The sequence below is a fragment of the Janthinobacterium sp. BHSEK genome, from assembly GCF_056174685.1.
Window position 1 is genome coordinate 1 of sequence record NZ_JBWBYV010000266.1, and the last position, 982, is coordinate 982.

Sequence of the window (982 nt, forward strand, 5' to 3'; positions counted from 1 at the left end):
GCGCATGGCTGCACTGGACGCGAAGCTTGCCACCGGAATTGCCGCTATGGACACGAAACTTGATGCAAATTTCGCTCGCTTCGAGTCGATGCTTCACAAGTCCACGGCGGATATCCACAAGGCGACGACAGACACGCTATCGAGGGTGGTGGCCATTGTCTCTGGGCTGGTTGGTGTTGGAATTGCGGTGATTGTGCTGGTACTCAACAATATGGCGCCGAAGCCTGCGTCAGTTGCGCCAGCGCCGGTCGTGATCTACGCGCAGCCGGCTGCAACAGCCCCGCCTCAAGTGGCGCCTGCGCCCGCAGCCAAGCCATAGCAGGAGCCTGCTGTGCGCGGGCTTTTTAATGCCCTCGCATCCCCAATCACTTTCAAATTGGCAATAGTCAAAGCATAATGCCTTTATGCAACTATCCGCCGCTATAATCAAGATCAAGCAAATTCAATTGGCCGTGGTCCAGGTTGAGCCAGAGCATACCTGGCCGTCCACCGGTCCAGCCGCGCTGGCACATGCACAGCGATACTTCCCTGACCTCCCTATTTTGCTGGTATCGCCGCGCGTCGGCGGCTTCTCGCGCAGCTACTCCACGTTCGACATCGGACCGCTGATCAACCAGATCAACGCTGACGAAATCACCTGGCGACGCTACCGGCAGCCACCGTCTCCAATACTGCCCTTTTAAATTCCTCTGCCAGCCCCGTTGATCGGGGCTTTTTTTCGCCCTTAGATTTCCCATCAGCTCTGCACAAAAGAATAAATTAATCTTTTTGGTAAATTACGCTTGCCTCATGTTTATCTTTTTGGTAAAGTCGCTCAATCGAAAGCAAACACAGGAGTACGACATGTCCCCAGCAGAGCGTCAGGCACTTGCAGCAGCAGCCGCACTTGGCGGCGATTTCCCACCAGCCTTGGAGCTGCCAACGTTGCAGCAGGCCGGATGGGGTGTGAAGGCAGTCAAATGAAATCCCCACTCACCCAAGC

The 982-nt window shown here is 55.5% G+C and carries 2 protein-coding genes and 1 pseudogene; all 3 read left to right on the forward strand.

Annotated elements, in window-relative coordinates:
- Nucleotides 1–319 (forward strand): annotated as a pseudogene (locus AC0V2Y_RS28955) (hypothetical protein); the annotation flags it as partial.
- Between the two features lie 85 nt (nucleotides 320–404).
- Entirely contained in the window at nucleotides 405–683 is a 279-nt protein-coding gene (locus AC0V2Y_RS28960; RefSeq protein WP_475418494.1) for a hypothetical protein, read from the forward strand.
- 106 nt (nucleotides 684–789) lie between these two features.
- A complete protein-coding gene (locus AC0V2Y_RS28965; protein WP_475418305.1) occupies nucleotides 790–963 on the forward strand; it encodes a hypothetical protein in 174 nt (57 codons plus the stop codon).
- Nucleotides 964–982: the final 19 nt, after the last annotated feature.

What these genes read in the sequence shown, in the direction of transcription:
- AC0V2Y_RS28960 (WP_475418494.1), top strand. Translation starts at nt 405, where the DNA reads ATGCAACTATCCGCCGCTATAATCAAGATCAAGCAAATTCAATTGGCC.
- AC0V2Y_RS28965 (WP_475418305.1), top strand. Translation starts at nt 790, where the DNA reads ATGTTTATCTTTTTGGTAAAGTCGCTCAATCGAAAGCAAACACAGGAG.